The organism is Promicromonospora sp. MS192 (genome assembly GCF_049532985.1).
In the GTDB taxonomy this organism is placed as follows: Bacteria; Actinomycetota; Actinomycetes; order Actinomycetales; family Cellulomonadaceae; genus Promicromonospora.
In genome coordinates this window covers 1,824,765-1,850,311 of sequence record NZ_CP186693.1, presented here as the reverse complement: position 1 = coordinate 1,850,311, position 25,547 = coordinate 1,824,765, and the positions used below count along the sequence as shown (strand labels likewise).

Annotated in this window: 21 protein-coding genes; 9 read left to right on the top strand and 12 right to left on the bottom strand. The window is 75.2% G+C overall.

Features of this window, described 5'->3' with window-relative positions:
- Window positions 1-67: 67 nt before the first annotated feature.
- Window positions 68-373, bottom strand: coding sequence for a putative quinol monooxygenase (locus ACO229_RS08280; protein WP_423464519.1), 306 nt, complete (start codon window positions 371-373; stop codon window positions 68-70).
- Between the two features lie 181 nt (window positions 374-554).
- Here ACO229_RS08280 and ACO229_RS08275 point away from each other — a divergent pair, with 181 nt between their 5' ends.
- Entirely contained in the window at window positions 555-1,460 is a 906-nt protein-coding gene (locus ACO229_RS08275; RefSeq protein WP_423464518.1) for an AraC family transcriptional regulator, read from the top strand.
- 10 nt (window positions 1,461-1,470) lie between these two features.
- On the opposite strand, the gene nhaA is transcribed toward ACO229_RS08275, so the two are convergent.
- Entirely contained in the window at window positions 1,471-3,354 is a 1,884-nt protein-coding gene (gene nhaA, locus ACO229_RS08270) for a Na+/H+ antiporter NhaA (protein WP_423464517.1), read from the bottom strand.
- 116 nt (window positions 3,355-3,470) lie between these two features.
- Here nhaA and ACO229_RS08265 point away from each other — a divergent pair, with 116 nt between their 5' ends.
- Complete coding sequence (locus tag ACO229_RS08265) at window positions 3,471-4,472, top strand: LuxR C-terminal-related transcriptional regulator (RefSeq protein ID WP_397433812.1); 1,002 nt, start codon at window positions 3,471-3,473, stop codon at window positions 4,470-4,472.
- A gap of 158 nt (window positions 4,473-4,630) precedes the next feature.
- Window positions 4,631-9,343: a S8 family serine peptidase gene (locus ACO229_RS08260; RefSeq protein WP_423464516.1), complete on the top strand. Its 4,713-nt coding sequence runs from the start codon at window positions 4,631-4,633 to the stop codon at window positions 9,341-9,343.
- Between the two features lie 92 nt (window positions 9,344-9,435).
- Here the strand turns inward: ACO229_RS08260 and ACO229_RS08255 are convergent, their stop codons facing one another.
- Window positions 9,436-11,778 (bottom strand): hypothetical protein, encoded by a 2,343-nt coding sequence (locus ACO229_RS08255; RefSeq protein WP_423464515.1) that lies wholly within the window; start codon window positions 11,776-11,778, stop codon window positions 9,436-9,438.
- 213 nt (window positions 11,779-11,991) lie between these two features.
- Between ACO229_RS08255 and ACO229_RS08250 the strand changes: the two genes are divergently transcribed.
- Window positions 11,992-13,221 (top strand): amidohydrolase, encoded by a 1,230-nt coding sequence (locus ACO229_RS08250; RefSeq protein ID WP_423465280.1) that lies wholly within the window; start codon window positions 11,992-11,994, stop codon window positions 13,219-13,221.
- Window positions 13,222-13,231: 10 nt separating this feature from the next.
- On the opposite strand, the gene ACO229_RS08245 is transcribed toward ACO229_RS08250, so the two are convergent.
- Together ACO229_RS08245 and ACO229_RS08240 are read right to left on the bottom strand one after the other, a co-directional pair.
- A complete protein-coding gene (locus ACO229_RS08245) occupies window positions 13,232-13,681 on the bottom strand; it encodes an ACT domain-containing protein (protein WP_397409949.1) in 450 nt (149 codons plus the stop codon).
- Window positions 13,678-14,169 (bottom strand): OsmC family protein, encoded by a 492-nt coding sequence (locus ACO229_RS08240; RefSeq protein ID WP_423464513.1) that lies wholly within the window; start codon window positions 14,167-14,169, stop codon window positions 13,678-13,680. The genes ACO229_RS08245 and ACO229_RS08240 overlap by 4 nt, the downstream gene beginning before the upstream one ends.
- Window positions 14,170-14,233: 64 nt before the next feature.
- On the opposite strand from ACO229_RS08240, the gene ACO229_RS08235 reads away from it, so the two are divergent.
- Window positions 14,234-14,950, top strand: coding sequence for an ArsR/SmtB family transcription factor (locus tag ACO229_RS08235; protein WP_423464512.1), 717 nt, complete (start codon window positions 14,234-14,236; stop codon window positions 14,948-14,950).
- A 12-nt stretch (window positions 14,951-14,962) separates the two neighbouring features.
- On the opposite strand, the gene ACO229_RS08230 is transcribed toward ACO229_RS08235, so the two are convergent.
- Complete coding sequence (locus ACO229_RS08230; RefSeq protein ID WP_423464511.1) at window positions 14,963-15,418, bottom strand: winged helix-turn-helix transcriptional regulator; 456 nt, start codon at window positions 15,416-15,418, stop codon at window positions 14,963-14,965.
- Window positions 15,419-15,527: 109 nt separating this feature from the next.
- Here ACO229_RS08230 and ACO229_RS08225 point away from each other — a divergent pair, with 109 nt between their 5' ends.
- Window positions 15,528-16,385: an NAD(P)H-binding protein gene (locus ACO229_RS08225; protein ID WP_423464510.1), complete on the top strand. Its 858-nt coding sequence runs from the start codon at window positions 15,528-15,530 to the stop codon at window positions 16,383-16,385.
- Window positions 16,386-16,437: 52 nt separating this feature from the next.
- A complete protein-coding gene (locus tag ACO229_RS08220) occupies window positions 16,438-17,451 on the top strand; it encodes a zinc-dependent alcohol dehydrogenase family protein (RefSeq protein ID WP_423464509.1) in 1,014 nt (337 codons plus the stop codon).
- Here the strand turns inward: ACO229_RS08220 and ACO229_RS08215 are convergent.
- The 3 genes from ACO229_RS08215 to ACO229_RS08205 form a co-directional block, all read right to left on the bottom strand.
- On the bottom strand, window positions 17,429-18,952 hold the full coding sequence (locus ACO229_RS08215) for a PepSY-associated TM helix domain-containing protein (protein ID WP_423464508.1): 1,524 nt from the start codon (window positions 18,950-18,952) through the stop codon (window positions 17,429-17,431). The two genes, ACO229_RS08220 and ACO229_RS08215, sit on opposite strands and share 23 nt — an antisense overlap.
- Before the next feature lie 101 nt (window positions 18,953-19,053).
- The gene (locus tag ACO229_RS08210) at window positions 19,054-19,689 is read right to left on the bottom strand and encodes a hypothetical protein (RefSeq protein WP_423464507.1); all 636 of its coding nucleotides are present in this window, start codon (window positions 19,687-19,689) and stop codon (window positions 19,054-19,056) included.
- A gap of 55 nt (window positions 19,690-19,744) precedes the next feature.
- Entirely contained in the window at window positions 19,745-20,461 is a 717-nt protein-coding gene (locus tag ACO229_RS08205; RefSeq protein ID WP_423464506.1) for a FadR/GntR family transcriptional regulator, read from the bottom strand.
- A 120-nt stretch (window positions 20,462-20,581) separates the two neighbouring features.
- On the opposite strand from ACO229_RS08205, the gene ACO229_RS08200 reads away from it, so the two are divergent.
- Both ACO229_RS08200 and ACO229_RS08195 read left to right on the top strand, forming a co-directional pair.
- On the top strand, window positions 20,582-21,217 hold the full coding sequence (locus ACO229_RS08200; RefSeq protein ID WP_423464505.1) for a gluconokinase: 636 nt from the start codon (window positions 20,582-20,584) through the stop codon (window positions 21,215-21,217).
- Window positions 21,217-22,725 carry a gluconate:H+ symporter gene (locus ACO229_RS08195; protein ID WP_423464504.1) on the top strand — a complete coding sequence of 503 codons (1,509 nt, stop codon included), beginning with the start codon at window positions 21,217-21,219 and terminating at the stop codon, window positions 22,723-22,725. Before ACO229_RS08200 ends, ACO229_RS08195 begins: the two co-directional genes overlap by 1 nt.
- On the opposite strand, the gene ACO229_RS08190 is transcribed toward ACO229_RS08195, so the two are convergent.
- The 3 genes from ACO229_RS08190 to ACO229_RS08180 all read right to left on the bottom strand — a co-directional run bounded on the left by ACO229_RS08190 (window position 22,661) and on the right by ACO229_RS08180 (window position 25,460).
- The gene (locus tag ACO229_RS08190) at window positions 22,661-23,749 is read right to left on the bottom strand and encodes a helix-turn-helix domain-containing protein (protein WP_423464503.1); all 1,089 of its coding nucleotides are present in this window, start codon (window positions 23,747-23,749) and stop codon (window positions 22,661-22,663) included. The genes ACO229_RS08195 and ACO229_RS08190 overlap by 65 nt on opposite strands.
- Window positions 23,750-23,794: 45 nt before the next feature.
- On the bottom strand, window positions 23,795-24,766 hold the full coding sequence (locus ACO229_RS08185; protein ID WP_423464502.1) for an alpha/beta hydrolase: 972 nt from the start codon (window positions 24,764-24,766) through the stop codon (window positions 23,795-23,797).
- Window positions 24,767-24,905: 139 nt separating this feature from the next.
- Window positions 24,906-25,460, bottom strand: a complete 555-nt coding sequence (locus ACO229_RS08180; protein ID WP_397433448.1) for a MarR family winged helix-turn-helix transcriptional regulator — start codon at window positions 25,458-25,460, stop codon at window positions 24,906-24,908.
- Between the last annotated feature and the right edge of the window lie 87 nt (window positions 25,461-25,547).

The following is a 25,547-nucleotide window of genomic DNA, read 5'->3' as shown; positions in this document are numbered from 1 at the left end:
CGGGCAGTGCTCGGACAGTGCTCGGACAGTGCTCGGACAGTGCTGGGGCGGCGCCAGGGCCGGTACGTCAGAAGGCCGCCTTGCCGCCCACCGGCAGCTCGTCGGTGTACACCGACTCCCCCGCGAGCAACGGCTGGAGCACCGCGACCAGTGCCTGTGCCTCCGCGGTCGCGAAGAACGCGCTGTGCGCGCCCGCGCTGGTCCAGCCCTCGGTGACGTGCACCGTGTCGTGGTCGGTGGCGGACCGCCCGACCAGGAAGACGACGCAGTCCGGGTGGGTCAGCGACGGTGCGTGCAGCAGCAGGTCGACGACCGCGCCGCCCTGGCCGGGGCGGGCGGTCATGGTGGCGTGGAAGCCGTGTCCGACGTTCATACGATTCTCCTCGGTGTGCTGTCCCGGGGCGCTCGACGATCCCCGGGACGACGGTGGGCCGGGTTCGTTCCGGCCCAGCCATCACACCGCATACACCTGCTGGGACGACAGCAAGATCGTCGCCCGCTCTTGCCTGATCCTCCTGCTACCGGTCCGATCGTGAACGTGGCAGGATCACCTCATGAGCCTCGGCGAGCTCCGCGAGCTGATCCTGCGCCACGCACGCCCCGACACCACCGCGACGGCGCTGGAGGACGTGCAGCTCTCGGCCGTGCACCGTGCCGAACCGCCCGCGCCGTCGATGTCCGGCGTGGTGCTGGCCCTGATCGCCCAGGGCGCCAAGCGCATCGCCGTCGGCGACCGCGTGCTGGAGTACCGGGCCGGGCAGTACCTCGTGGCCTCCGTGGACCTCCCGGTCACGGGCACGTTCACGAAGGCCGACCCGGACGAGCCCGCGCTCGGCTTCGGTCTGGTGCTGCGTCCGGCCCTCATCGCCGAGCTGCTCCTGCAGGCGCCGCCGGGCGTGCTCCCGCCCGTGGGCGGCGCCGCCCCCGGCATGGTCGTCAGCGACGCCCCCGACGAGCTGGTCGACGCCGCCGTCCGCCTGGTCCGTCTCCTCGACCGCCCGCGGGACGCCGTGGTCCTGGCCCCGCTCCTGAAGCGGGAGATCCTCTGGCGGCTGGTCACCGGGGAGCAGGGCGCCACGGTGCGCCAGCTCGGCCTCGCGGACAGCGGCCTGGCGCACGTGGCCCGGTCGGTGCGCTGGATCCGGGAGCACTACGCGGAGCCGTTCCGGGTCGAGGACGTGGCCGCGCTGTCGGGCATGAGCGTCTCGGCGTTCCACCGCAACTTCCAGGCGGTCACGGCGATGAGCCCCATCCAGTTCCAGAAGCAGATCCGGCTCCAGGAGGCGCGCCTGCTGCTGGCCACCCGCCCGCGCGACGTGACCGGCGTCGGGCAGCGGGTGGGCTACGAGAGCCCCTCGCAGTTCAGCCGGGAGTACCGGCGCCGGTTCGGCCTGCCGCCCAGCCAGGACGCCGTCCGGCTGCGCGAGGCCGCGGCCGAACGGTCCGGGACGCCCGCCTGAGCCGGAGCCGTCAGCCGCCCGAGGCCGGGGAGCCGGCCGGCGCCGTGCTCTCCAGCGCCCGGATCAGGGACTGGGCGTCGTACGGCCCGGTGTGCCGGCGCCCGTTGACGAAGAACGTGGGTACGGCGGTGACCTCCATGGCCTCGGCGTCCAGCACGTCGTCGCGCACGCGGCCGGCCACCTCGGGCGAGACCAGGTCCCGCTCGAACCGGTCGACGTCGAGCCCCAGCTCCGCCGCGCGCCGCACGATGTCGGAGGGGAGCTGGTTCTCCTGGTCCAGGAGCAGGCTGCGCTCCATCTCGAAGAACTTGCCCTGCATCGCGGCCGCCTCCGCCGCCTCGGCGGCCGCGACGGCGTTGGGGTGGTACCGGTCCAGCGGCGCGTGCCGCCAGACGTACCGCAGGCGGTCGCCCAGCTCGCGGTGCACCTCCTGGATGGCGCCCGACGCCTTGGAGCAGAAGCCGCACTGGAAGTCCCCGTACTCGACCAGCGTGTAGGGCGCGTCGGCCGGGCCGTACACATGGTCGCGGGCCGGGTCCACGGGCCGCAGCAGGACGGCACCGGCCTCCTTGGCGGGGTGCACCCGGTCGGCCACCTTGAAGATCACCGCGGCGATCAGGAAGGCCAGCACCGACGCCGAGAGCACGCCCACGCGGGCCTCGTTCTGCACGGCGGGGTCGTCGATGGCGAGGTCCACGATGAACAGCGAGATGGTGAACCCGATGCCGCACAGCGCGCCGCCGCCGGCGAGCCGGTCGAGCGCGAGGCCCGGCCCGAGGTCGCCGACCCGGAGCGCCCGCATCACCGCGCCGGAGCCCAGCACGCCCACGAACTTGCCCACCACCAGGCCCACCACGATGCCCCAGGTCACGGCGGAGCCCGCGGCGGCAGCCAGGATCTCGCCGTCGATCCGCACGCCCGCGTTCGCCAGCGCGAACAGGGGCAGGATCACGTACGCCACGTACGGCGCGTAGGCGGACTGGAGCCGCTCGTTGATCGAGATCGACTCCCGCAGGCTGTTCGCCGCCGCCCGCGCGTAGTCGCTGTTCGGCGACTGCCGGAACGAGCGCGCCAGGGTCAGGGCGTGCTCCACGTCGCGCCGGCTGGGCCGGTACACCGGCACCAGGAGCGCGATGGCGACGCCGGCCAGCGTCGGGTGCACGCCCGAGGCGAGGAACGCGCCCCAGACGATGATCGACAGCGTGGCGTAGATGGGCCCGCGGCCGCTCGGCACGTACCGCGTGAGGTAGACGCCGACCAGGCCCACCGCGGCGATCACCAGCGGGAGCGGGTCGAAGCTCTCGGTGTAGACCAGCGCGATGATGCTCAGGGCGCCGATGTCGTCGACCACCGCGAGCGCCAGCAGGAACACCCGCAGGCGGCCGGGCGCCCGGGGGCCGATGAGTGCCAGGGCGCCGACGACGAACGCGGTGTCCGTGGAGATGACGACGCCCCAGGCACCCTCCCAGCCGCTCCCGCGGCTGATCAGCACGTAGAGGACGGCGGGCACGACCAGGCCGGCGACGGCGGCGACCACGGGCACCACGGCCCGGGACCAGCTCGTGAGCTCGCCGATCGCGAACTCGCGCCGCACCTCCAGCCCGACGGTGAAGAAGAACAGCGCCATGAGGGCGTCGTTGACCAGGGCGTGCAGCGTGAACTCGAGCTGGAGGTCGCCGACGCCGACGTTGAGGTGCGTGTCCCAGAACTCGCTGTAGGACCCGTGGGAGACGTTGGCCCACAGGATCGCGGCGAGCGTGCCGACCAGGAGGAGGAGGGCACCCAGGCGGCTCTGGCCCAGTGCCCGGACCCACGTGGCGATCGACGGCCAGTGCGGGCCCGGCTCGTGCGTCTCGGGGTCGGGGGACCGTTCGATGATGGTCAGGTTCGCCATGGCCTCTCCTGTCGCTCCCGGTCGGCGTGACCGGCCGGCATGAGACGTAGTGTGGACCACGCCGGCGCGCGCATCACGACGGTCCGGCAGACTTCACCCGCACTACGCTGGCGCGCATGGTGGCGGAGGCTGAGCTCGACCCGTACGGCGACTTCGGGGCCGTCGGGATCGACGAGGACACCCGGCTGGTGTACCGGTACGTGCTCGCCCAGGGCACGGTCCGGGAGACGGACGTGGCCCGGGACGTGCCGTTGCAGGGCGCCGACCCCGCGGAGCTGCTGGCGCGGCTGCGGGCCGCGGGCCTGATCAACCGCACGAGCGGCACGGAGGGCTCGTACACGGCGGTCGACCCGCGGGTGGCGCTGCGCGCGCTCACCGACCGGACCGCGGCGCAGCTGGACCGGGTCCGGTCGACCATCCCGGACCTGGCGGGACTGTTCGAGCAGACGGCGGACGCCGCGGGCGCGGGCGCGGGCGTGCACGTGATCGACGACCCGGCGCTGATCGGTGCCTGGTACACGCGCCTGCAGCACGAGGTGACCGGCGAGTTCATGGCGTTCGACCGGCCGCCGTACGTGCTGGCGGACGAGAACCCGGTGGAGCCGCTCGCGCTGGCGCGGGGCGTGTCGTGGCGGGCCGTCTATGCCGCCGAGGTGCTGGACCTGCCCGGCGCGTGGGCGCAGCTGCGGTTCGCGGCGGCGGCGGGCGAGCAGGCCCGGATCGCGCGGACGCTGCCCACCAAGCTGGCGATCGCCGACCGGCGCACGGCGCTGGTCAGCTCGAACCTGGACGCGTTGCGGCCGGCGGCGGTCGTCGTGGAGGGCGGGCCGCTGGTGGATCTGCTGTGCGCCGCGTTCGAGGCGGCGTGGGCCGACGCGGTGGAGATCCCGGCGTCGGACAGCCTGGAGGGTACCGCTCCCCCGGAGCGCGGGCCGGGCCGGGACGACCGGGCGCTGCTGGCGCTGCTGGCCTCGGGCGCGAAGGACGAGGCGATCGCGCGCGAGCTGGGGCTGTCGGAGCGTACGCTGCGGCGACGCAGCGCGGACCTGCTGCGCCGGCTGGGTGCGGCGAACCGGTTCCAGGCGGGGGTGCAGGCAGTCCGTCGCGGCTGGCTGTGACGTCCCGCGCGGGGCGGGCCGGGAGCGCGGACCGAGCGGGTGAAAGTGGCCTCCTGCGTGACGGCTGTGTAAAACATGTGCGGCCGGTACCGGCCAGTGGCCGCTTCCGGTCACCACGGGCATTGCCCACGGAGCGCGGCGCGGGCTAGACAGCCCTCATGCAACCTCTGTCCTCCGGCCGCCGCCGGGGTGCCCTCCTCGGGAGCACCCTCGTCTCGGCCTCCCTGGTCCTGTCCCCCGGAGCCGCCGTCGCGGCCCCGGACCCCGCAGCGGACGCCGAGCCGGTGCGGGTCATCATCGAGCTCGAGACCCCGACGGCGGCCGACGTCGTCGGCCAGGACGAGGTCGCCGCGGCGCGGACCGCCGGTGGCCCGACCTCGGCGCGGGCGCGCAGCGCCTTCGCCGCCGACTACCGCGCCGCGGTCGACGAGGTCACGCAGGCACAGGAGGGCGTCACCGCCTGGATCGAGCGGCAGGGCGTCGACCTCGACCACGCCAAGTCGGTCACCGGGCTGCTGTCCGCCGTCGTGGCCACCGTGGACCCCGCCGACCTGGCCGAGCTGCGCTCCGCCCCCGGGGTCGCGCGGGTCACCGAGGACGCGCCCGTGCGGATCCTGGGCCAGGAGGCCAACATCCCCGCCACCGGCGCGCCGCAGGTCTGGGAGCAGCAGGACGCCGACGGCGTGCCCGTCACCGGCGAGGGCCGCACCGTGGCGATCATCGACACCGGCATCGACTACACGCTGCCCGACCTCGGGGCCGGGTTCGGCCCCGGCCACCGCGTGGCCGACGGGTACGACTTCGTCAACGACGACGCCGACCCCATGGACGACCACATGCACGGCACCCACGTGGCCGGCATCGTCGGCGCCGGCGGCGACAACCTGACCGGCATGGCACCCGACGTCACGCTCACGGCCTGGAAGGCCATGGACGCAGGCGGCGGCGGCACCACCGAGGACCTGCTGCTGGCGCTGGAGGCCGCGACCGACCCGCTGGGCGACTACCCGGCCGACGTCGTGAACATGAGCCTGGGCACGCCCGGCGACGGCACCGACCCGCTCGGCCGCGCCTCCACCGCTGCCGTGCGGCAGGGCGTCGTGGTCGTGGCCGCGGCCGGCAACGCCGGCCCCGGCGACCAGACGGTGAGCTCGCCGGCCGCGGCCGAGGGGGTCATCGCCGTCGGCGCGAGCGTGACCGGCGTCGCCGACCCCACGCTCACGCTGGCAGGCGCCCGGCGGGGTGACGCGCCCCGTCCGCTGGACGTGACCCGCTTCCCGATGTCGGCCAACCCGCCCGCGGGCGGCATCACGGCCCGCCTGGTCGACGTCGGCGACGGCTTCGAGGAGGAGGACTACGAGCAGGCCGGCGACGTGCGCGGCGCGATCGTCGTCATGCAGAGCATGACGACCACCTCGCTGGGCCAGGTCCTGGGCCCGCACCTGCTGCAGGCCCAGCTCGCCGAGGAGCACGGCGCCGTGGGCGCCCTGCTGTACACGCCGAGCCCGACCGACCCGGCCGGGGACGACGGCGGCGCGAGCCCGCAGGGCTCCGCGAACATCCTGGCGGGCGGCGGCTTCGACCTGCGGCGCGAGTCGCTGGTGATGATGAACATCGCCTCGGCCCAGTACCAGACCTTCAAGGCGGAGGTCGCGGCGGGCACCGCGCGCGCCACCATCGGCTCCGTGGACCGGACCGACACGATCACTGACTTCAGCTCCCGTGGGCCGAGCGACGCGATGACGCTCAAGCCCGAGATCGTGGCCCCCGGCTACGAGATCATGTCCGACATCCCGGCCATGTACGGGGTGGACGGCGACCAGTACCGGATGTCCGGCACCTCGATGGCCGCACCGCACGTCGCCGGCGCCGCCGCCCTCCTGGCCCAGGCCCGCCCCGAGCAGACCGCGCAGCAGCTGCGCGCGACCCTCATCGGCAGCGCGCAGGCCATGGACCCCGTCACGGAGCCCGCCGACGCCGACGCGTCCCCGTCCGCCCAGGGCGCCGGCACGCTCGACGTCGCCGCCGCCGTGGACCAGCACGTCACCGCCTCCCCCGACGCCGTCTCGCTCGGGCTGGCCGACATGGGCGGCCGCCCGGAGCGCACCAGCACCGTCGTGCTGCGCAACTCCGGCACCAAGGCCGTGACCGTCAGGCTCGCCACGGAGGCCGCCCCGGGCAGCACGGGCGAGGCGAAGCTCTCCGCGCGCCAGGTGCGCATCCCGGCCGGACGCAGCGCGTCGGTCGACCTCACCGTGACCCCGGACACCACCAGCCCCGCCGCGGGGGCCGTCGACGGCGAGACCTCCGGCGTCGTGGTGGGCACCGTCTCGGACGGCAGCACCGTGCGCGTCCCGTACGCCGCGTACGTGCGGCCCCTGCAGGTCCAGTCCTCGCCGTCGCTGGCCACCGGGTCCACCGACGTCTTCGTCCGCACGCCGATGGCACCCGAGACGGCGCCGACCGTGCGGGCCACGGCCCCGTCCGGCGAGCAGTACACCGCGGCGCTGACCGCCGTCGGCAACAGCCAGGGCTGGTACCGCGGCACCGTGCCGCTGGACGAGCCCGGCACGTACACGCTCGACGCCCGGGCGACCGTCAGCGGACGCACCCTGACCGGTACGGGCGGCGTGCAGTCCGAGGGCGCCGACCAGCCCGGCGCGTGGGAGCAGGTCGGCCTGTCGGGCGCGGCCCGTGAGCTCGCCACCTCCCCCACCGCCCCGGGCACCGGCCTGGCGATGGCCGGCACCGGCGTGCACCCGTTCGTCACCACCGACCACGGAGCCACGTGGCAGCGGGTGCGCAGCATGCCCGTGGCCGACGGCTGGGGCATCCCCGTGGCCGACACGGCCACGCCCGGCGGTTTCTACGTCGCCCTGAACGGTGCCGCCGGCAACGTGACCCTCGACCCGAGCTACAACGGCCGCATCGTGCACACGGCCGACGCGGGCCGGACCTGGACCGTGCTGCCGTTCCCGGACGTCGCGATCAGCGAGCTCGTCGCCCACGGCGACGCCCTCGCCGCGGTCACCGGCGACGGTCTCTACCTGAGCAAGGACGGCGGCCAGCGCTGGCGGCGCGTCGCCCCGCAGTGGGACGACCTCGTCTCGGGCGCCGCGTTCGCGGGCGACGACCTGCTCGTCACCACCTACGACGGCGTCTACCGCATCGCGGACGTCCTCGACGGCGGCAGCGAGGTCACGCAGCCGTACGTGACCACCGAGTACCGCGACCGCCCGCAGGGCGTCGTGGCCGACGGTTCCACGGCCGTGCTGATCCGCGGGGACGGCGTCGCGCTGACCTCGACGGACTCCGGCGCGACCTGGACGGAGGGCGCCGACACCGAGCAGTCCTACGTCACCGTCACCGCGCTGACCGACGGCACCGTGTACGCATCGGGCCTGTCGTCCTACAGCACGAGCACCGACCTCGGCACGACGTGGCAGACCCACCCGCTGCCCGTGAACGGCCCGCTCGCCACCGACGTGGACCACTGGCCCGGCACCCCAGCCACCCAGATCGTCATGTCGATGGAGAACGCCGGCATCTACACGACGAACGACGGCCAGGAGTGGACCAAGACCGGGGTCTCCGGCAGCGACGTCTCCGGCGTCCACGCGGGCGTCGACGGCGACGGCGAGCCCGTGCTGCGCGCCGTCGACTTCGAGGGCCTGCACCAGCGGTCCGTCGCCGACCTCGCCCCGGACGAGCAGAACTGGGGCTCGATCGGCCACGAGGGTGTCATCGGCCGCCAGGTCTCCGAGGTGACGCAGTCGCCGCTCGGCGACCGCACCGTCTGGGCGATCGGCGCCAACGCGTTCGGCGGGGGCCGCATCCTGACGGCGCCCGCGGGCGGGTCCGACGCCGACCTGACGCAGGTGGGCCCCACCGGCGGCTTCAGCGCGACGGCGCTGGGCCTGTCCCCGCACGACGAGGGCACCGTGGCCGTGGGCTACACCTCGCTCGTGGACACGGGCCTCATGGTCTCGACCGACGGGTTCGAGACGTGGACCAGCTACGCGCACGAGGTGCTGGTGCAGCAGGTCGTGGTCGACCCGGTGGACGAGAACCGGCTGTGGCTGGCGACGGCGTCCGGTCTGTACCGGTCGGACGACCTGGGCAGGACGATCACGCGCCTGACGCAGGACGAGGCGCGGTCGGTGTGGGTCGACCCGGCCGACACCGACCACGTGGTGATCGGCGAGACGCCGGGCATCCGCGTCAGCACCGACGGCGGCGAGACCTTCGCCGACGCCGAGGTGCCGAACACCTCCGCCGCGGTAGGCACGTTCGTCGCGGTCCAGGTGCCGGACGGCCCGGCCGCCGGCACGCAGCTCCTGGTCGCCGGTGCCGCCCGCTGGAAGCCGTACGGTCTGGCAGCCAACGGCGCCGGGGTGCTCGTCTCGGCCGACGGCGGCGCCACCTGGGCGTCGGCCTCGGGCGACCTGACGGCGATGTCGGTGCGGTCCCTGACCGTGAGCCCCGACAGTGCGTGGGTCTACGCCGGCACCGACGAGGGCGGCGTGCACCGCAGCGCGGTCAGCGCCCTGGTACCCGCGGACCTGCTGCCCGCGGCCACCAGCACACGGATCAAGGCGCCGTCCTCGGTCCGCCCGCTGGAGCCGTTCCTGGTCAAGGTCACCGTGTCCGCCGAGGACGTCACGCCGTCGGGCCGGGTGACCGTCACCGTGGGCCAGGACGGCGACCGCCACCCCTACCAGCGCACCGTGACGCTGCGTCACGGCAAGGCCGACGTGCTGGTCCCGCCGCTGCTGCGCGCGGGCCAGTACACGATCACGGCCGGGTACGCCGGCACCGACGACCTCGGTGCCTCGGAGGCGACCGCGGACCTGGGGGTCAAGCGGCGCTGAGACGCGCGGCCCGGCCGGGTGGTCGGTAGAAGGTCAGGTGGTCGGTACCCCGGGGTGCCGACCACCTGACCTTCTACCGACTGGCCGGCGTTCTACCGGTCGGCCGATCTTCCGTCACCCGGCCGGGCCGCCGTCGGGCGGACTGCCACGGCCCGGCGGCGGGCGGCGCGGACGAGCGCCCAGCCGCAGGTCAGGAGCACCAGCGTGAGGCTGAGCAGGGCCGTGACGTCGGCGCCGGCCGTGGCGAGCCCCGCGCCGGGGGTGCTCGCACCGGGGTCCGGTCCGGTGGCCCCCGTTCCACCGGGACCTGTTCCCCCGGGGCCTGTCCCGCCGTCGTCGGAACCGCCGCCGTCGCCCGGGCCGCCGTCAGGGGGTGGCGCCCCGCCACCGGGGCCTGGTGGCGTCGGGGAACCGGTCGGCTCGGGCGTCAGAGTCGGCGTGGGCGTCGGCGTCGGCGTCGGCGTCGGCGTCAGGCACGTGACCGTGTTCGTCACCACCACCTCGCGGAACGGCAGCGCGGCCGTCGTCTCGTACGGCAGCGCGGCCTCGGCCGGGTCGCCGTCCACGGCGGTGACCAGGGCGTCGTCGGCCGTGCAGTCCTCGGGCACCTGGGCGCTCTCGTCGACGGTGACGCCCGCACCGACGTCATAGCCCTCGCGGGCCTCGCCCCAGGGCTGCGGCGTGGCCTCGGCGCCGCCCGGTCCGGTGAGGCTCGCCTGCGCAGTGAAGCCGTCAGGCTGCTCGCCGTCGGCGTACGTCTCGCCGTCGATCACCCATTCCTTGTCGACGACGACGCCCGCCGACGGCCGGTTGTAGACCGTGCACGAGACGAGCTCCGTGGCGGGCAGGTCGACCACGAAGCCGGGCCGCGCCGGGTCGTCGACGTTGCTGACCGCGACCGGGTCGCCCGTCGACCGGTTGACGCAGACCGCGTTCTGCCCGCCGGGGGCCACCAGCTCGTACCCGGGCTGCTGGGTCTCGGCCACGGTGACGTCCGACGTCAGCGTGCCGGTCGGGTACGCCAGGTCGAAGCTCACGCCGCCGGTACCGTCGTCGGTGGTGGTCGCCGTCGCCGGGTCCACGGTCACGCCGGGCGCGGACGCGCTCGCGTCGAACACCCAGCCCGCGCCGGCCGGGACGGACCCGGTCACGTCGTCGCCGGTGTTCTGCGCCGGGACGATCTCCTTGAACACGCTCACCGAGCCCTGGCACTGCGACAGCGCGAGGTCCTGCAGCGCGGCGCCGGCCTCGGCGTAGTCGGCGGCGTCGAAGTAGTCGGCCTCCAGCACGTTCGTGCCGTCGAACAGGGTGGGCCCGGACAGTGCCCGCAGGTTCAGCCGGGTCACGTCGTCCACGCCGTCCCCCACGCCGAGGGCGACGAGCCGCGAGCCCTCGCCCTTGACCGCGTTGGCCGAGTAGATGCCGTTCTCGACGTCGCGGAAGTGGGTGGTACCGCCGGTGCCGAGCAGCGGGTCGGCGCTGAACCGGGTGGGGTTGCCGTCGGTGATCACCACCGTCAGCTCGTAGTCCGGCGCGGCGTCGGCGACCGCCCACAGCCCGCGGTCCCAGTTGGTGCCGCTGCCCGTGGTCCAGCCCGCGTAGACGTCCTTGAACTCGTCCGCCCCGGCCTGGGTGGACACGTTCGTCAGGTCGGGGACGTTCGCGCCGACGCTCGTGCTCGGCGAGCTGCCGTCGAACGAGAAGACGGCCATCCGCGACGGCGTGCCCACCAGCGCGTCGGTGAACGTGTCCGCCGCGCCCTTGAGCGCCACGAGCTCGCTGGAGCTCACCGAGGAGGACAGGTCGAGCACGAGCGCGACGTCCAGCCCGCACCGCTCCGGCAGCGGCGGGTTCGTCCGGGACTGCTGCCACACGCCCTCGGAGTCGGTCACGGGACGCCCGCTGCCCGCCGTGCCGACCATGAAGTCCGACGTCGACGAGTAGGTCGTCCCGCCCGCGAGCGCCGGCGCCTGGAAGACGTAGGGGCTGGCGTTCGAGCTCGATCCGGAGCCGGGTCCGGTGCGCAGCGTGGGGTTGGTGAACCAGCCGGACGGTGCGTCGATCTGGCGCACCCACCACTGTGCCCCGGCGTTCGGTCCCCCGGGCGCGGTGCCGGGGACCACGAAGCTGCAGTCGCCGTCGGCGTCGGACGTGCACACGCCCCAGGTGGGGTCCACGGGGTCGGTGGCGTCCGCGGTGGCGAAGAGGCCGAGGGTCGTGCCCGCGAGCGGTGCGACGGTGCGCGTCCCGGTGCGGTCGGCGCCCACGGCGACGGTCACGACGGACTGGTCGGGCGCCGGGTCCGGCACGGCGGCGGGTACGACCACCGGTGTCCCGGGCACCGCCGCCGGGGCGGCGGCGGCCGTGCCGCCGAGGGCCAGCAGCCCCGCCAGTGCGGCCGACCGGACCATCCGTGCCGAAGCTCTGCGTCTCATGCGGTCCTTTCCGCCCCGGACCCGCGCCAGGACCCGATCCAGCCTCGCAGGGGCCCGGCGACTTGTCGCGCGGGCCCGGTCCCGGCGCGGATCCGGCGCGTCGGTGCGATGGTGGGCCTCATGACCGTTCCTCCCGCACGCCCCGCCCCGGCGCCGGCCGCCGCGCCGGTGCCCCCGCCCCTGGCCGGGTCCGTCCTGGCGCCCCTGCCCGGGCTGCTGGCCGGGCTGCGCGAGACCTACGTCGACCTGCACGAGCACCCCGAGCTGTCCTACCAGGAGACCCGGACGGCGGCCCTGGTCGCCGAGCGTCTCGCCGCGGCGGGGTACGTGGTGCACACCGGGATCGGCGGGACCGGCGTGGCCGGGGTGCTGGGCAACGGCGACGGTCCGTGCGTGCTGCTGCGCGCCGACATGGACGCGCTGCCCGTCACGGAGGACACCGGGCTGCCCTACGCCAGCACGGTGCGCACCACGACGGCGGAGGGTGTCGAGTCCGGCGTCATGCACGCGTGCGGGCACGACGTGCACGTCACGGCCCTGCTGGGCGCGGCGGACCTGCTGGCCCGGGGGCGTGCGGCGTGGTCGGGCACCGTGGTCGTCGTCTTCCAGCCGGCCGAGGAGCTCGGCACCGGGGCGGACGCGATGGTCGACGGCGGCCTGTACGACCGCGTGCCCCGCCCGGACATCGTGCTGGGCCAGCACGTGGCGCCGGTGGCGGCCGGCCTGCTGGGGCTGCACGCCGGCCCGGCGTTCGCCGGCACGGACGTCCTCGACATCCGCCTGGTGGGTCGCGGCGGGCACGGTTCCCGGCCCGAGGCCACGGTGGATCCGGTGGTGATGGCGGCGGCCACGGTGATGCGCCTGCAGACGGTCGTGTCGCGGGAGGTGGCCGCCGGGGACGCCGCGGTGGTCACGGTGGGGCGGCTGCAGGCGGGCACCAAGGACAACATCATCCCGGACGAGGCGGCGCTCGGCGTGAACGTGCGCTCGTTCGACGAGGCGGTGCGGGCCCGGGTGCTGGCCGCGATCGAGCGCATCGTCCGCGGTGAGGCCGACGCCGCGGGTGCGCCCGAGCCCCCGCGGATCACGCCGGGCGAGTCGTTCCCGCCGCTGGTCAACGATCTGGTCGAGACCGAGCGCACGCGCGCGGTGCTGGCGGCGCAGTTCGGCGCGGAGCGCGTGATCGACCCCGGTCCGGTGTCGGGCAGCGAGGACGTGAGCGTGCTCGCCACCGCCGCCGGGGTGCCGCTGGTGTACTGGCTGCTCGGCGGCTGGGACCCGGCGGCCTTCTTCGCGGCGCAGAGCGCGGGCACCACGGACCGGGACATCCCCTCCAACCACTCCCCGCGGTTCGCCCCGGTGCCGCACCCGACGCTGGAGACCGGCGTGACGGCCCTCGTCGTGGCCGCTCTGGACCGGCTGTCCGGCCCGGCCGGGGCCTGACGGGGGGCGGTCAGCCGCGGCGTCCGCCCCGCCGGCCGAACGGGCCGCTCGCCCAGTCCGCGACGACCGCACGGCAGGCCGCCCGGTCCGCCTCGGCGACCAGGAGCACCAGGTTGCCGACGTGGTCGCTGTACTGGACCCGCACGTTGACGCCGGCGTCACCCAGCCGGCGCGCGAGCGTGCCGAGCTGACCGGGCACCTCCTGGTCCAGCCGGGCCAGCACGACGTCGCGCACCACGGCGGGCCCGAGACCGGCGGCCGTGACCGCCCGCAGCGCGCGGGCGCCGTCGTGCACCAGGTAGTGCGCCACGGCGTGGCCCGGACCGGCGTCCGGCCCGACCGCGAAGACGCCGCCGCCCTCCAGGCTGACCCCGGCCTCGCCGAGGGCCTGGCCCAGGTCCGCGAGCGCCCCGGGGCGGTCGGGCAGGAGGACCTCCAGGTCCTGCGGGTGGGCGCTCACCGGAACCGCACCGTGACGCCGACCTCGACGCCGACCGCGAGCGAGGAGGCCACGTAGCAGGCGTGGTGGGCCTGCTCGGCGAGCTCGTACACCACGGCCTCGTCGGTCCCCGCCGCCACGGTGACGGTCACGGCCAGGCGGATGGTGCCGAGCCGGGCGGGCGACGCGGTCAGGTCGAGGTGGCTGGTGGCCGCGTCGTCGTAGGCGAGCACGTCGACCCCGGCACGGGAAGCGGCCCCGAGGAACGACAGCATCTGGCACGACGACGCCGCCATCACGACGAGCTGCTCGGGGTTGAGCCGGTCGGGGTCTCCGCGGAAGGCGGAGTCGGCGCTGAGCTCGACGACGGGGGTGGCGGGCGCTGCGACGGCGGTGTGGTCGCGGGAGTAGGAGCGCGGGCCGCCGCCGGTCGACCCGGTCCAGTGCAGGCGGGTCGCGTAGGGGTGGGACGGGGTGCGGTGCACGGGGGCCGTGCGGGTCTGGTCCATGCCGGGACGGTAGGCCGGGGATGCTTCGGTGGACGCCGAAATGTCCGCGCCGTACGGTCGGCGCATGAGCCGGGACCGGGACTTCACCGCCGTGGGCCGGGCGCTGTCCACCCCGGCACGGTCGACGTTCCTGAACCTGCTCCTGGACGGCACGAGCCGCCCCGCGGGCGAGCTGGCCGCGGCGGCCGGGGTGAGCGCCTCCACGGCCTCCGAGCACCTGACGGTCCTGGCGGACGCCGGCCTGGTGACCGCCCGCACCCAGGGCCGGCACCGCTACTACACGCTGGCGGGGCCCGACGTCGCGGCGGCGCTGGAGTCGCTCGGCATGCTCGCCGACGCCGCTCCCGTGTCGGGCTACCGGCGCAGCCGCCGGGCGGAGTACCTGGCCGCGGCCCGGTTCTGCTACGACCACCTTGCCGGGCGGCTCGGCACCGGCCTGACGGACGCCTGGGTGCGCTGCGGGTGGCTCGCCGGCCGCGACGAGCTCACCCTGACCGGCCCGGGAGCGGCCGGCCTGCGGGAGCTCGGGGTGGACGTCGACGGCGCCGTCGCAGCCCGCCGGCCCACCACGCGCGCGTGCCTGGACTGGACCGAACGACGTCCGCACCTGGCGGGCGCGCTCGGCTCCGCGGTGGGGGCGCGGTTCCTCGGGGCCGGATGGGTGGTCCGGCACCGGTCGGGCCGGGGGCTGGACGTCACCGAGGCAGGGCGGGCGCTGGTGCGCGATCGGTGGGGCCTGGAGTGGGACCTGGACGTGGCGGGCACGCGCACGGGCAGGTGATCCCCCGGGGGGTCAGCGGCCCGAGTCGTCCGCGGAACCCCCGGGGGACGAACCCGTCGCGGCCGCCTCCGCCGCCGTGGCCTCCAGGAGGTCCGCCAGCGCCCGCAGCCGCTGGGCGACCTGCTCGCCGAGCGGCGTCAGGCCGTACTCCACGCGCGGCGGGATGGTGGTGACCACCTCGCGGGTGACCATGCCGTCGCGCTCCAGGGCCTGCAGGGTCTGGGACAGCATCTTCTCGCTGACGCCCTCGACGCGGCGGCGCAGGGCGTTGAACCGGTAGCGCCCCTCCCCCAGCGCGATGAGCGCCAGCGAGGCCCACTTCGACGTGACCACCTCGAACGCGGCGCGCGACGTGCAGCCCCGGGCGAAGACGTCGACCACCAGCTCCTGCGTGGGACCGCCGGCCGGGTCCGCGCCCACGGGACGGCCGTCATCCGGACGGACGGCAGAGGGGTCGGTGGCGCTCACACGACACAGGGTACCGCGCACCGTCGGAATGTGGTGTACTTTCGATTCGAAAGCACTAACCGTCCGCAACCGGCGGGCGGTGAACCCCTCCCAGCAACGGAGAAATGACATGACCACCTACGCCGTCACCGGAGCCACCGGCCACCTCGGCCGCCTCGTCGTCGCCGAGCTCCTGTCCCGCGGCGTCCCGGCCGCCGACGTCGTCGCCGTCGTGCGCACGCCGGACAAGGCCGCCGACCTCGCCGCCCGTGGCGTGCAGGTGCGCGAGGGCGACTACGACCGCCCCGAGACGCTGCCCGCGGCCCTGGCCGGCGTGCAGCGGCTCCTGCTCGTCTCCGGCAGCGAGCCCGGCCGGCGCGTGCCGCAGCACGCGGCCGTGATCGACGCCGCGCAGGCCGCGGGCGTGGAGCGCATCGTCTACACGGGCATCCTCAACGCCGACGAGACCAGCAACCCGCTCGCCGGCGAGCACCAGGCCACCGAGCAGGCGCTGCGTGCCTCCGGCCTCCCGGTCTCCGTGCTGCGCAACGGCTGGTACACCGAGAACTACACCGAGCGCCTGGAGGAGTTCCTCCAGCGCGGCGAGATCGTGGGCGCCACCGGTACCGGCAAGGTCTCGGCGGCCCCGCGCGCCGACTACGCCGGCGCCGCCGCCACGGCCCTGCTCACCGACGACGGCGACGTCGTGGTGCACGAGCTGGGCGGCCAGGCGTTCACGTTCGCCGAGCTGGCGGCCACGATCAGCGACGTCACCGGCACCCCGGTGGCCTACCGCGACCTCCCGGTCGAGGAGTACACGGCCGAGCTGGAGCAGGCCGGGCTCGACGCCGGGACGGCGGGCTTCGTCGCCGGGATCGACGCGTCGATCGCGGCGGGCGACCTGGAGACCTCCAGCGACGACCTGGCCCGCCTCCTGGGCCGCCCGGTCACGCCGCTGGCCGACGTCGTCCGGGCCGCGCGCGGCTGAACCGGTCGCCTGGGGGTCCGCCCGATTCGACACGGCATGCGTCAATAGGGGCATGCGAGGAGCGATCATTCATGGAGCCGGGGACGTCCGCTTCGAGGAGCGGGCCGACCCCGCGATCGTCGAACCGACCGACGCCGTGGTCCGGACCGTGGCCACCTGCGTGTGCGGGTCGGACCTGTGGCGCTACCGGGGCGTGGCCCCGGTGCGGCGGCCCACGCCGATCGGGCACGAGTACGTCGGCGTCGTCGAGCAGGTGGGGGCGGCGGTCACCACGGTCAGGCCCGGCGACTTCGTGGTCGGCGGGTTCCTGCACAGCGACAACACCTGCGCGGTGTGCCGCAAGGGGATGCAGGCCAACTGCCTGCACGGCGGCGGGTACGACGGCTGCCAGGCCGAGAAGATCCGCGTCCCGAACGCCGACGGCACCCTGCTCGCGACCCCCGGCGAACCGGATGCCGACCTGGTGCCGAGCCTGCTGAGCCTGTCGGACGTGATGTGCACCGGCTGGCACGCGGCCGTCTCGGCCGGCGTCGGGCCGGGTTCGAGCGTCGTGGTGGTGGGAGACGGCGCCGTCGGGCTGAGCGGTGTGCTGGCGGCCGCCCAGCTCGGCGCGACCACCATCGTGGCGATGAGCCGGCACGCGGACCGGCAGCAGGTGGCGCGCGAGTTCGGTGCCACCCACATCGTCGCCGAGCGCGGCGAGGAGGGCCTGGCCCAGGTGCTGGAGCTCACCGAGGGCATCGGTGCCGACGCGGTCCTGGAGTGCGTCGGCACCGAGCAGGCCCGGGCCCAGTCGGTCGAGCTGGTGCGGCCGGGCGGCACGATCGGCATCGTCGGCGTGCCGCACGGCGACCTGCCGGTGGACACCCTGTTCTGGGGGAACAAGGGCCTGCGCGGCGGTATCGCACCCGTGCGGGCCTACCTGCCGCACCTGCTGGACCTGGTGTGGAAGCGCGAGATCGACCCGGGGCGGGTGTTCGACCTGACGCTGCCCCTGTCCGAGGTCGCGGAGGCCTACCGCGCCATGGACGAGCGGCGCGCGATCAAGGTGCTGCTCCGGCCCTGACACCGCCCGCCCGGCGCCCGCGCAGGCCCAGGAGCACGTCGAGCACGACGAAGGCCGCGAGCGTCCAGCCGACCAGCGGCAGCCACCAGCCGATCAGGACGGCGCCGGCGAGCACGAGGGCGACACCCCACCACGGTGCGCCCCGCAGCACGCCCCGCTCCGGCGGCGCCCCGCCCGCGAGCCTCCGCTCCCGGGTCGGGCGCCGCCGCCACCACATGAGGTAGCCCAGCACGACCAGCGAGGCGATGCCGCCGGCCAGCGCGAACAGCACGAGCTGGTGCGGCAGGCCGAACAACGAGCCCATGTGGGCATCGATGCCCCACCGGGCGAGCTTCGCGGCCAGCGGGAACTCCGAGAAGTCGACGCGGTGCACGGCCTGCAGGGTCTCCGGGTCGACCGCCACGGCGTCCACCTCGGTCGGGTAGCTGCGCTGGATCTCCTGCACCACCCAGGCGGTACCGGGCTGCGCGGGCGGCGTGATCTCGACCAGGCCGGTGTTCACGTTGACGGTCTGCGCCGTCGCGAGCACGGCGTCGAACAGCGTGGGGTCCAGGGCCTCGCCCGCCCCGTCGGACGCCGTGGCCGCCCCGTGGTGGGCGTGCTCCCCCACGCCGGGGTCCCCGACGTCGGCCGCGCCCGGCAGGCTGGTGTCCACCGTGGGCGTGCCCCAGTCCAGCGCGGCGCGCAGCGCGTCGACGCGGGGCCCGGCGTGCTGCGACCAGGTGATGCCCGTCGCGGAGAGGAACAGCGCCCCGAGCAGCACCCAGAACCCGACCGACGCGTGCCAGCCGAACAGCCGCCGGTACCCGGTGCGCCCGCGGGCGGGCCGGACCATGTCCCGCGCCGTGGCCGCCCGGCGGCGGGACCGCAGGACGCGACGCAGCCAGAGACCCAGGCCCGCGAGCGCCACGATCCCGAGCCAGGAGGCGGCGAGCTCGCTGTAGAGGCGGCCGACGTCGCCCAGGTGCAGGTTGCGGTGGAGCTGGTCGAGCCAGGTGCGCAGGGGCAGGGCGCCGCTGGTGCCGTACACGGTGAGGTCGCCGCGGACCTCGCCGGTGCCCGGGTCCACGAACACCGCCCGGGACTCGCTCTCGCCGAGGCGCTCGTCGGCGAACATGACGCGGGTGGTGTCGCCCGGGCCGGGTGCGGGGCGTACGGCCGTGGGTGTCGCGCCGGCCTCGCCGACGTGCTCCTGGGCGATCCGGGTCTGCTCGGCGAGGCTGAGCCGCGTGTCGGCGACCGGCGCGTGCAGCACGTCGCGGTAGGCCACCTGCTCGATGGTCGGGGTCAGGGCGTAGAGCGCGCCGCTCACGGCGGCGACCAGGATGAACGGGCCCACCAGCAGGCCGGCGTAGAAGTGCAGCCGGAGCAGGAGGGCGCCGAACCAGCCGGGGCCGCGGCGTCGTGGCCCGCCGCGGCCGGGCCGGGCGGCCGGGACGGCGGTGGAGGGGGTGGCAGTGCTGGAGGGGCTGGACGTGGTGGACAGAGGTGTGCTCGTCATGGCGGTTCGCCTTCGGGCCGAAGAGGGCAGCACGGACCGCTCGCGCGCGGGCGCGTCGGGACGACGGGCGCGACGGGGCGGGTCGGTGCTCGGGAGAGGGGTCAGATCGCGCGCGGCAGCGGCGGTCCGCGCCGCCGCGCCGGTGACACCTCAGGACGAGCGGGGAAGGATCCGGTGAACCAGTCGGGCGCCGGCACGCGCACCACGGTCAGGGGCGCGGCGACGTCGGCGCGCGCCGGGAGGCGGCGGGAGAAGCGCCCGGCCACCCGGCCGGCCAGGTCCCGGAGCCGGGCGACCACGCGCTCGCCACCGAAGAGGGCGGCCACGGTCGCCGCGGCCGCGACGCCGTGCCAGAGCCACATGGCCGGGCCCGCGCCGACGAGGTCGGGCAGGTAGGCCGACGGGTCCGCCCCGGCAGCGGGCAGCGAGTACCCGCCGTGCGCGCCGTGCCCAGCGGGCCCGGCAGGTCGCCCGCCCGCCGGGGTGCCCAGCACGAACAGCGTGTGGAACAGCACCTGGCTCAGCCCGACCGACACGACCGTGCGCCACAGCGCCAGACGGCGGCCCGCGAGCACGGTGCACACCGTCAGCGACAGCACCCAGGGCACCAGCACGCCCAGCCACCCGGGGACCGCGCCGCCGCCCGCCAGGTGCGACAGCAGGGCCGCCGCCGTGGCCACCGAGGCGACGACGGGCCCGCGCGCGTCGCGCGGGCGTCGGTGCCGGTGGGAGCTCACGCGGTCATTCTGGCGTACGGTCGGCCGCCCTGCCCAGAGGCAGCAGGTGTTTCGGTCAGGCCCGGTCCGTGGCCCGCCGGGCGTCCGCGGTGAGCGCACCGCGCACCTCGCGCACGATGCGCGCCATCGCCTCCTCGGCCGCGAGGTCGTCGCCCGCGGCGACGGCGCGCGCCACCTCCTCGTGCGCGTCGAGCGCCTCGGGCACGGGGTAGGCCGGCATGAGCCCCAGGTGGATGCGCCCGGAGATGACGACGGCGACCACGTCGGCCAGCGCGCTGAACAGCTCGTTGCCGCTGTTCCGCAGCAGGAGCTCGTGCATCCGGATGTCGAGCTCCAGGAACCGGGCGCCGTCGCCCTGACCGCTCTCGCCCAGCTCGCGCAGCCGGGCCGCGGTGACGACCAGCTCGTCGCGGACGGCCGCCGACGCACCGCGTGCCGCGCCGGCCGCGGCCAGCGGTTCGACCGCCTGGCGCAGCTCGGTCAGGGAGCGCAGCTGCGCGGCCCGCCCGGGGCCGTCGAGCCGCCAGGCGATGACCCGGGGGTCCAGCACGTTCCACGCGTCGTGCGGTAGCACCACGATGCCGACCCGCGGCCCGGACCGGACCATCCCGAGCCCTTCGAGCAGGCGCATCGCCTCCCGGGCGACGGTCCGCGAGACGTCGAACTCGCTGCCGATGCCGTCCAGCGTGAGCACCGTGCCGGCGGGCAGGTCGCCGCCCGTGATGCGTCGGCCCAGCGTGTCGAGGACAGGACTGTGCAGCACCGGGGGCATCCCCCCACTCTAGTTGAGCCCTCGGCCGCGGTCGCACGGCGTCCGGGGCGTCGACGCCGTCCCGTCATTGGTGAGATGAATCACGCCCCAATGATGTGACCAATGGGTGAGGATGGGGGGATGGACGCAGACGTCACCGAGACAGCGATGTTCTCGACACAGGGTTCGACAGAAGGCTCGGCACAGGGTTCGGGCCAGACAAGCAGCAGCACACCCCGCGCCGTCGTCGTGATGGGGGTGGCCGGGTCGGGCAAGACCACGGTCGCCGCCCTCCTGGCCGGCCGGCTCGGCGCGTCGTTCGCCGAGGGCGACGACTTCCACTCGCCCGCGAACGTCGCCAAGATGGCCGCGGGCCACCCCCTGGACGACGACGACCGCTGGCCCTGGCTGCGCGGCATCCGGGACTGGTTCGCCAAGGAGCTGAACGAGGGCCGCAGCGCGGTGGTGCCGTGCAGCGCCCTGCGCCGTGGCTACCGCGAGCTCCTGGCCACCGCGGGACCGCCCGGCACCGTCCGGTTCGTGCACCTCACCGGCTCCTACGACCTGCTGCGCACCCGCATCCAGGGGCGGGCCGGGCACTTCATGAAGCCCGAGATGCTCGACAGCCAGCTCGCCACCCTCGAGCCCCTGCACGACGACGAGGCCGGTTTCGCCGTCGACGTCACGCCGCGACCCGACGAGATCGTCGACGAGATCCTGCACCGCCTCGGCGACCCCGAGGCCACCCCCGCACCCACCACGCCCGAGGACCACTGATGCTCCACACCGCCCACCCGCTCGCCCACGCCACGGCTCAGGTCATGGCTCAGATCACGGCACAGGCCGCCGACGCCGCCGCACCGGCCGCCTCGACGCCGCAGCTCGTCGTCGCCGCGGTGGCGGGCATCGCCGTCATCGTCGCGCTGATCGTCTGGCTCAAGCTGCACCCGTTCCTGGCGCTCGTCCTGGGGTCCGGGGTGCTCGCGCTCGTGGCCGGGATCGGCCTCACCGACACCTTCACCAGCTTCACCGCCGGGCTGGGCAGCACCGTCGCGGGCGTGGGCGTGCTCATCGCGCTCGGCGCGATCATCGGCAAGCTGCTCATCGACTCGGGCGGCGCCGACCGCATCGTCGACACGATCCTGGACCGGACACCGGCCGCGCGCCTGCCGTGGGCCATGGCCCTGATCGCGTTCGTGATCGGCATCCCGCTGTTCTTCGAGGTGGGCGTCGTGCTGCTCATCCCGGTCGTGATGATCGTGGCCCGTCGCGTGCGCACCAACCCGGTGCTGGTCGGCATCCCGGCCCTCGCGGGCCTGTCGGCGCTGCACGGCCTCGTGCCGCCGCACCCCGGACCGCTCCTCGCCATCGACGCCCTCGGCGCGAACCTCGGCCTCACGCTCGGGCTCGGCCTGCTGGTCGCCGTCCCGACGGTGATCGTCGCCGGGCCGCTCCTGGCGATCCCGCTCACGCGCTGGGTCCGGCTCGCGCCGCCAACGACGGTCCTGGGCGTGCCCGACTCCGGCACCGACGACGCCGCGACCGGCACGGGCGGCACGGGCGGCACCACGGGTGCCGGCGGCACGGCGACCGCCGTCGCCCCCGCCGCCACCCTGCGCAAGCCGTCGTTCGGCATGTCGGTCCTGGTCGTGCTGCTGCCCGTGATCCTCATGCTGGCCCGGTCGGTGGTCGAGATCGCGGGCGCCGGCGAGACCGGTTACGGCACCGTCCTGGAGTTCCTCGGCGAGCCGCTCGTCGCCCTGCTGCTGACGTCCCTGTTCGCCCTGGTCGCGTTCGGCACGGGCACGGGACGCACCCGGCAGCAGCTCGGTGACCTGGTCGGCTCGTCGTTCGCGCCCATCGCGGGGATCCTGCTCATCGTGGGCGCCGGCGGCGGCTTCAAGCAGACGCTGGTCGACTCCGGCGTCGGCGAGGTCATCGCCTCCGGGATCGCGGACGCCGGCATCACGCCGCTGCTGGCCGGCTGGCTGGTGGCCGCGCTGATCCGCATCGCGACCGGCTCGGCCACCGTCGCGACGATCACGGCCGCCGGCATCATGGCGCCGCTCGCCGCAGGCCTCGACCCCACCCAGGCGGCGCTGCTGGTCCTGGCGATCGGCGCGGGCTCGGTGTTCCTGTCCCACGTGAACGACGCCGGGTTCTGGCTGGTCAAGGAGTACTTCGGCATGACGGTCGGCCAGACCTTCAAGACCTGGTCGCTCATGGAGTCGGTCCTGTCGGTGGTGGCCCTCCTGACGGTCCTCCTCCTGGGCGCCGTCCTCTGACCCGACCGCCTGAGTCCGGGATCTCCGGGCTCAGGCGGAGCAGGAGGCTGGCCAGGCGGTGACGGGTGCGGCCGTCCGGGGACCTCGGGTCGTAGCCGAGGTCCCCGGTCAGGGCCTCGTGGCGGGCCTGGAGGGTCGAGTGGTGCATGCCCAGGGTGGCCGCGGCCGCGCGCACGCTGTCGGACCCGGCCAGCACCTCCAGCACCGTGCGGGTGCGCGCGTCCAGCCGGGCGAGCGCGACGACGTCGGGCAGCCGCGCAGCCACCGGTTCGAGCGCCCCGACGGCGGCGAGCAGCACCCCGAGCTCCGCGGCGTCGACGACGGCGGCGCCTGGACCGCCGGGCACCAGCCGGAACGCCAGCAGGGCCGTCCGGAACGACTCCGGGAGCTCCTCGCCCGGCCCGGCGACCCCGATGCCGACGGGTCCGGCCGGCGTGACACCCCGGCGGAGCACCGCCGCGCGCACCAGGCCGTGCGGCGTCGCCACCACGGTCGACGGCGCGGCGCCCGGGTCGCTCGCGACGGGGAGCGCCGCGACGCGCAGGTCACGCGCGCCGTCCAGCCGGAGTCGGGACAGCGCGACCCGCCGGTCGGCCACGTCGCGGGCGGCGTCGAGAGCGACGTCCAGGGCGCCGCCCGTGCCGCCGGGGCGGCGCGCCGTCGCGAGGTCCACCGCGAGCGCCAGCCGCTCCACGACCATCGCGTCGTTCGCGTGCGGGGGTCCCTCCCGCTCCAGCCACACCGTCGCGCTCCCCGCGGTACGGGTGGGCCAGCCGGGCTCGGGCCGCGCGCCGTCCGCCGTCGCGGCGAGCCGGCCGCCGTCGGGCGCGACGCGGTGCGCGCGCCGGCCGTCGAACGCCCCGGCGACGGCCCCGCTGAGCACGGCCGCGCCCCGGAGCAGCGCGTCCAGGCCGACGCCGCCGGCGATCAGCGCGTCGAAGTAGGCCACGACCTTGAGCGTCTCGCTCGCCTCGGGGTCCAGGGCCGTCAGGCGGCCGACCAGCTCCTGCATCGTTCGCTCCATCGCGCGGGTGGTCCCACCCTAGCCGGGGCGTGCCCGGCGGCTGTCTCAGGCGCCGAGGACGCGGGCCACCCACGCGTCCCGGGCGGCGTGCGCGGCCTGGCCCAGTGCGCTGTGCGGTGCCATCAGGTCGAACCCGTGGAAGCCGCCGGGCCAGACGTGCAGCTCGGCCTGCACGCCGGCGTGCCACAGTGCGGTGGCGTAGGCGACGTCCTCGTCCCGGAAGACCTCCGCGCTGCCGCAGTCGACGAACGCGGGCGGGAGGCCCGTCAGGTCGGTGGCGCGCGCGGGGGCGGCGTACACGGAGACGTCGTCGGTGCCGCACCGGTCCCCGAGCAGGGCCTGCCACCCGGTGCGGTTCGAGCCGCGGTCCCAGACGCCGACGCCGTCGATCTGGGTCGTGGAGACCGTCGCGTCGCGGTCGTCGAGCATGGGGTAGATCAGCACCTGCCCGGCCAGCGCGGGGCCGCCCTCGTCGCGGACGAGCAGCGCGGTGCCTGCGGCGAGCCCGCCGCCCGCGCTGGCTCCGGCGATGATCAGGTGGTCGAGGTCGATGCCGAGCTCGTCGGCGTGCTCCGCCGTCCAGAGCAGTCCGGCGTAGCAGTCGCGGACGGGGTACGGGTCGGGGAACTCGGGCGCGAGACGGTACTCGACGGTGACCACGACGACGTCGAGCGTGGTGATCCAGCCCAGGAGCACGTCGAGCCCCACGAACCGGTCGCCCATGATCATGCCGCCGCCGTGGGTGTGGTAGATCCCCGGCCGGACGCCGGTGCTGTCCCGGCGTCGCAGCACGCTCACCTGGATCTCGTCACCGCCGTACCCGGGGACGGTCACGTCCTGGCGAGTGACGCCGGCCTGATCGAGCGCTGCGTCCACCCCGGGGTCCAGCCCCGGGCCGGCCTGTCGCAGCAGCGGGATCATCTCGGGCGTGATGGTCGGCGGGAGCTGGTCGGACAGCAGCGCGAGCGCCGCCTCCAGCTCGGGGTCGAACGGGGGTCGCTGCACGCTCTCAGCCATCAGAACTCCTTCGTTCCACGGTCCTGCACCGATGGGTGCACACCAGTCTCGGCGCGGGCGGCGTGGCGGAGCACCCGCCGGACGTGGCGCTCCGGGGGCCGTTCGCCCGCCATCCGGCGGGATGCGGCTGCGGGGCGGGTCAGCGGGCGCCGGCGTCGCCGGAGTCCGCCAGGTCGTCCAGGAAGCGGGTCACGATCTCGCGCTCCTTGGGGGTGAGGCGGGCGGCGGCGTCGAACCGGCGCGCGTGGCTGCGTCCGACGGTCTCGCGGGCGACGCGCCGCGTTTCCTCGCTGACCTCGATCGCGAGGCTGCGCCGGTCGGACGGGTGCGGAAACCGCCGCACGTGGCCGCCCGCCACGAGGCGGTCGATGAGCTTGGTGGTCGACGCCGTCGTGATGCCCAGGTGCGCGGCGATGGCCCCCGGTGTGGCGACCCGGCCCTGGTTCTGCAGCGCGATGACGAAGCGGACCGCCTTCATGTCGGTCTCGCCGAGCTTCATGTACGCGCGGGAGGCCTCGCTCATGCGGCGCTCGGCCTCGCGCCACCGGCGCAGGGCCTCCAGCACGCGCACGACCTGGTCGACGTCGGCGTCGTCCAGGCCGGAACGGCGCACGATCTCCTCCCGGGGGTCCATCACGCGCGGGTCCATGATCGACGGCTGGTCGCCGTCACGCGGCGCGAGTGCTGGATCCACGAAGGGATAGTAACGCGTCGCTGGTTGCTTCGTATGCTTGAATATAGCCTGGCTAGCGAATTCGCGGTCTGCGAGGACGGCCGACGA